Source organism: Azospirillum griseum, from assembly GCF_003966125.1.
GTDB classification, from domain to species: domain Bacteria; phylum Pseudomonadota; class Alphaproteobacteria; order Azospirillales; family Azospirillaceae; genus Azospirillum; species Azospirillum griseum.
The window spans coordinates 1-5453 of the sequence record NZ_RXMA01000065.1; the positions used below are offsets into that span (position 1 = coordinate 1).

Here is a 5453-nt window from a genome sequence, read left to right on the forward strand (position 1 = left end):
GTTGGGCATGGTCACGCGATGAATTTCCTACGCCCTCGAGCTTAAACTTCAGCCGGGCTGATGTCTCACCGTCATTGGCACAGAGGGTCGCGTGCCGCGCCACGCCGTTCCCAACGGCGTTCCGTTTGCACTCCCAAACCGATCCCACCGCGCGTCGCGTGCCGCACCACGCCGTTCCCAACGGCGTTCCGTTTGCACTCCCAAACTGATCCCACCGCGCGTCGCGTGCCGCACCACGCCGTTCCCAACGGCGTTCCGTTTGCACTCCCAAACTGATCCCACCGTGCGTCGCGTGCCATGCCACGCCGTTCCCAACTGTGTTTCATTTGCATCCCCAAACCGATCTCCGCGCGCGTCGCATGCCGTCCCACGCCGTTCCCAACGGCGTTCCGTTTGCATTCCCAAACTGATCCCGCCGCATGTCGCGTGCCATACCACGCCATTTCCAACGGCGTTCCGTTTGCACTCCCAAACCGATCTCAGCGCGCGTCGCGTGCCGTGCCACGCTGTTCCCACCGTCATTCCATTTGCATTCCCCAAACAATCCCAGCGCCTGTCGCGTTGCTGCGCCCTACCTTAGCCGACGCCGCACCTTGAGCGATCCGTGGTGTATCGCATTGCGGGTCCGCCGCAGTGCGTGGCACGCATCCTATGACTGGCAATCGAGCTGCACCCGCCGGTGACCGCAGATTTCCATCACACGGGCGATATGTTCGTTGTCGGGCAATCTAGCCAGGGGAGACTTACCGTGCGGTGGTGCCCTAGTCTCCTCACCAGGCGATCATTAGCGCGGTACAGAAAACATGCCCAAAGCCGTGAAGATTTCCGTCTTGGAAGAGGCCGCGAAGCGGCTCACCGAGCTTGACCCAAAGGAGCCCGAGGCAGTTCCCATCCGTGAGGCCGTGCAGCGTCTCCAACCACAAATCAAAGCGTCCCTCGGCAAGGGCTACAGCTATGGCGACATTCTTACGCTGCTCTCCGAGATCGATGCCGCATTCGGTTCCGTCGCAGCGTCCACGTTGCGGAAGTACGTCGCACCGCCCCGCGAGAAGTCAGCGTCCGGGAGGCCGCGCACAGCTCAGCGCCGGACTGGTCCTGAGCGGGACCGCTCCGTTTCCGCCAGCAAGCAGCGCCCCTCGCCCCCTTCCCATCCGCCAGGCGTTCCGCCGGAGGCAACGTCCCCACGGCTACTTGAGGTGCCGCCCGCACCACCGCCCGTGCGGGATGCATTCCGGTCCGCGTCCGACAACGCAGCATTTCGAGAGGATATGTGAACGACAAAGACGCTCTTACTTGTCGTCAGCGACAAAGGTGGAACGGCCAGGTCCACCTGGGCTCGCGCTATTGGCGATTGGCTGCGCCGAAAGCATCCCACTGCATTCCTCGCAGACGCGGACGGCATCGTCGACCAGTTCCTCCAATTCTTCTATGGCAGCTGCGGAGCCGACGGCATGCTCTCGCGCGTGCAGGACGGGCGCTCGGGAGTCGCGTTCTTCGACATCCACCGGGGACCGCGGGCGCGATGCCGCCTTCGACGGCATTGACAGCGGGGCGCAGTCAACTTGTTGATGGCCGATCAGAGAGAAGGGGCAGGGGCCTGGAACAGTTTGGTGATTACGCGGCCATCGGCGCGTCGGCGACCGCAGCCCAGACCTGGAACGCCTGGGTACGGGCATGCCGATAGTCGGCAGCGGTGCGGTGGTCGCGACGAAGGTGAAACAGGTTGGCAATCGGATCGTGGATGGAGTGGACGCGCTGGACTTGGCCGGGGTCCTTGAAGCGTTTTCGCTGCCGTTCGCGCCGACGAGTGGGTTGGTGAGAATTCTCGACTCGGTTGTTCAGTCCCTCGTGCTGGCGGTGTTCCACCCCCGGCATGATCGCCTGCTTGGCAGCGGCGTAGGACTTCAGCGTGTCAGTGATCAGCACCTGCGGTGCCTGGCCCTGCTGCTTCAACAGCTTGCGCAACAAACGCTTGGCCGCCTTGGTGTCGCGTCGGCTTTGAACCAGCACGTCGAGCACGAAGCCGTCCAGATCGACAACCCGCCAAAGGTGATGTTTGCGACCGCCGATGGTCAGGACGACCTCATCGAGGTGCCACTTGTCGCCCCGGCGCGGTGCCCGGCGGCGCAACCGGGTGGCGATCTCGGGACCGAATTTCCGGGCCCATTGGCGCACGGAATCATCGCTCACCGTGTTGCCGCGCGCCGCCAGCAGGTCCTCGACCATCCGCAGGCTGAGCGGAAAGCGGACGTACAGCCACACCGCCGTGGCAATGATCTCGGCGGGATAGCGGTAGCCAGCGTAGCGGGGATCAAGGCGCGTCGTCATACGTTCCATACCCCACACGGACCACCTCCGCAACTGGGGGCAACAAGTTGACGATGCCGCCCAGCAGGAACATGGGCGCGATCAGCGCCCGCTGCTCATCCGGCAGGTCGGTGGGATACAGGCTGGGCATCGCACACTCCGCTCGTCACGAGAGCCGCGTAGATACGGCCCTGCTTCGGGTGCTGTCCCGCCCCTTGAGGGCGCACTGCAACGCGCAACAAACTTTCAAAGCATGCTCTTCCCTGTGCGCCACACCGACCGTCCCAAACCGCAATCCATCCCCGTACTGTGCGGAACTTCCCTACGCTGATGTTGAGCCAAAACATTCCGTTCAGTCGGCGCGTATGGCTTTACACGTTGGAACTTCCCTACGACGTCGGCGAATCGTAGCGCGAATCTCCGCACTTTGGAATTTCCCTACGCCCTCCGATTCGGCTGCTTTGCCCACCGACAATGTCCGGAACATCCCTACGCCGTCTTCGGAATATCCCTACGCGACTCGCGTTATCCACCGGAACTTCCCTACCAAACAAATAGATACTTGCAATTAGACTCTCAAATAGCTTGCGTAGGGATCTTCCGAATTGAACGATGATGGCCTCCGTGGTCCACTAGTCACAAGATGATGGGGGTTTGACATGGCGACGGTCCATAAGCTGATCCGGGCGCATGGCCGGGACGCCGCCCGCCTGATGATCAACCAAGACGAAATCCCGTACTTTCACGTGGCCTCGTCGATCCTGGAAAAAGAAAGCAACGAAACCGGAATCACCTATTCCGGTTTCTGCATGACATCCTTGCCACACCGCCGTCTGCCGGACGACCTCCCCTGGGTCCGCTCCAATGGCAGCATGTCCCTGCTAATCGAGCCAGGACGCCGCCCCCGCGTCAAAAACCCACGATCAGTCAACGATTACGAACTGATCGGCGTCCCCTACGGAGCAAAGGCGCGCCTTATCCTGCTCTACCTACAGACAGAAGCCTTGCGCAACAACTCCCCTGTCGTGGAGTTGGGGCGTTCAATGAACAACTGGCTGGAGCGGATGGATATTTCGTCCGGCGGTGCCACCTACCGCGAAGTCAAGAACCAAGCGGAGCGAATCAGCCGGTGCAAGCTGACGTTTGACTACGACAGCCCATATAAGGGCTCACTCGCCAGTGGACACCGAAACGACAGCATCGTGCGCGATGCCATCAACCTGCGGGCGGGTGATGGCCAGGGTTTGCTCTGGGACGACACGGTGCAACTCTCCGATAGCTTTTTCCGCATGCTGAAGGACCATCCAGTACCAGTCTGGGAACCTGCGATCCGCGCTATTTCGGGGAAGAGCGCGGCCATCGACGTCTACATCTGGCTGGCTTATCGCCTGCACGTCCTTGAAAAGCCAACGCCGGTCAGTTGGGTCGCGCTTTACGAGCAGTTCGGAACCGGGCGGCGTGACGAGGACGACGCCATCTACCGCAGCCGCCTGCGGGCCTTCAAACCGGAGTTCCGCACAGCGCTCCGCTATGCGTTGTCCGTTTATGAGGAAGCCAATGTCGAGGAAGCTGACGACAAGGGCGGGCTGATCCTGCACCCGTCGCGGCCACCGGTCCCCGAGCGGCTGCTCGGGAAGTCGGCGTAGGGAAGTTCCAACCCGCAGCCCCGTTGACTCGACCCGCTCCTTTCGCGCACCATCCGGCACTGCACGCAGCCGCTAGGAACCCGATGCCCATCCTCGCCATCGCCAGCACCAAGGGCGGCCCTGGAAAAACCACACTTGCCGTGTGCCTCGCCGACTGGTGGTGCCGACAGGGAAAGACCGTGACCTGCCTCGACACCGATCCGAATCGGAACCTGATGAGCTGGATCGGCAAGCGCGCGGATGATAGGCTCACATGTCGAGCAGTCGGCGAGGAGGATGTCATTACCGAAGCGCGAAGCGCAAAAACAAATTCTGACGTCGTCATTATCGATGTTGCAGGCTTCTTAGCACGGGGGCTGCTTTACGCGGTCGGTGTGGCCGACGCCGTGCTCATTCCATGCAGACCGGCGAAGGGGGACGTAATTGAGGCCGGGCGTACCCAGCAGCAGATCCAAAACGCCGCCGACTTGTCCGGCCGGTCGATACCGCACGCCGCTGTGCTGACCCAGGTGAATCGCCGCGCATCGGTCACTACTCACAGCCGCGGGCAACTGTCCGTATTGGGCATTCCGACGCTCGATGCCGACTTCCCGCTAAGGGCGATCTACCAGGCCGCGTGGTATCAGGCCGCCACGCCGCTTGAGCTTGGCGACAACGCTGCGGCCGGCGAGATCGAGGCAGTCGCACGCGAGGCCGAACGCCTGCTAGGGGCCCGGTGATGGCTCGGAAGCGCCAACTCGAAGGGATCGACGCGGACGAACTGAAGCGCATGCTCGAACCGGCGGCGGCGACCCTGCCGTCCGCTCGTCCGACGACACCGCCCGTTGAGGTGTTGCCATCTGCGCCACCGAAGCCGATGACTGTGGATGAATTCTTCGATGCCCTCTCGATTGAGATTGCCGCATCAAAAAAGCATTACATGCGCATAGGGGCTCTTCTGGACCGAGCGGATGATATGCTTGGTGGGGAAGGCCGGGCGGCCCTGGTCCGTCGGCTATCCGCCACGCACAACGTCGGCGCTGCCGCTCTTTCTCAAATGATGACGGCCTATCGGGCGATCTCCAACAACAAGGTGCCGCCGGAATTGGAGAGCACTGGCTATACAACGGTCTATCTGCTGGCCGACCTGTCCGAGCAGGAGGCTGAGCAGGCCAGGGCCGAAGGCTTGCTGCAGCCGGGCGTCCGGCAAGCGGCGGTTAAAGAATTCATAAAGAGGCAGCGCCGACCGACGCTGCGGATGACGGAGCGAGAGACTTTAGAGGCCGAGATAGCCGATCTGGAAGCGCGCCTCGAAAAGGCCCGTTCCAAGCTGGCCACTTTAGTTGACTAAAAGGCCTCGTCAACTTGTTGCCCCGTGGTTTCCGAGGTGGTCTGTTCGGGGTATGGAACGGCATGACCGCGCGCCTGGCACCGTCATGTGTGGACGACCGCTGCGGCGCAAGGGAAAAGAGAACTGACTTGGCGAAAAGGTCGGGTGCGGTCATGTGTCCGGCCTTGAAG

At 62.1% G+C, this 5453-nt stretch carries 5 protein-coding genes; 3 read left to right on the plus strand and 2 right to left on the minus strand.

The genetic code is table 11. From position 1 onward, the window contains the following. Nucleotides 1–1614: 1614 nt before the first annotated feature. Together EJ903_RS25855 and EJ903_RS27110 are read right to left on the minus strand one after the other, a co-directional pair. Nucleotides 1615–2328, minus strand: a complete 714-nt coding sequence (locus EJ903_RS25855; protein WP_126620750.1) for an IS6 family transposase — start codon at nt 2326–2328, stop codon at nt 1615–1617. Next, entirely contained in the window at nt 2312–2458 is a 147-nt protein-coding gene (locus EJ903_RS27110) for a hypothetical protein (RefSeq protein WP_158628020.1), read from the minus strand. The genes EJ903_RS25855 and EJ903_RS27110 overlap by 17 nt, the downstream gene beginning before the upstream one ends. A gap of 508 nt (nt 2459–2966) precedes the next feature. Here EJ903_RS27110 and EJ903_RS25860 point away from each other — a divergent pair. The 3 genes from EJ903_RS25860 (at nt 2967) to EJ903_RS25870 (ending at nt 5283) form a co-directional block, all read left to right on the plus strand. Continuing rightward, nucleotides 2967–3953 (plus strand): replication protein RepA, encoded by a 987-nt coding sequence (locus EJ903_RS25860; RefSeq protein ID WP_126620751.1) that lies wholly within the window; start codon nt 2967–2969, stop codon nt 3951–3953. A gap of 83 nt (nt 3954–4036) precedes the next feature. Then, entirely contained in the window at nt 4037–4672 is a 636-nt protein-coding gene (locus EJ903_RS25865; protein WP_126620752.1) for a ParA family protein, read from the plus strand. Further along, nucleotides 4672–5283 carry a hypothetical protein gene (locus EJ903_RS25870; RefSeq protein ID WP_126620753.1) on the plus strand — a complete coding sequence of 204 codons (612 nt, stop codon included), beginning with the start codon at nt 4672–4674 and terminating at the stop codon, nt 5281–5283. Before EJ903_RS25865 ends, EJ903_RS25870 begins: the two co-directional genes overlap by 1 nt. Nucleotides 5284–5453: the final 170 nt, after the last annotated feature.

Excerpts from the sequence above, each read along its gene's own strand:
- EJ903_RS25855 (WP_126620750.1), bottom strand. The coding sequence starts at position 2,328 with ATGACGACGCGCCTTGATCCCCGCTACGCTGGCTACCGCTATCCCGCC.
- EJ903_RS27110 (WP_158628020.1), bottom strand. The coding sequence starts at position 2,458 with ATGCCCAGCCTGTATCCCACCGACCTGCCGGATGAGCAGCGGGCGCTG.
- EJ903_RS25860 (WP_126620751.1), top strand. The coding sequence starts at position 2,967 with ATGGCGACGGTCCATAAGCTGATCCGGGCGCATGGCCGGGACGCCGCC.
- EJ903_RS25865 (WP_126620752.1), top strand. The coding sequence starts at position 4,037 with ATGCCCATCCTCGCCATCGCCAGCACCAAGGGCGGCCCTGGAAAAACC.
- EJ903_RS25870 (WP_126620753.1), top strand. The coding sequence starts at position 4,672 with ATGGCTCGGAAGCGCCAACTCGAAGGGATCGACGCGGACGAACTGAAG.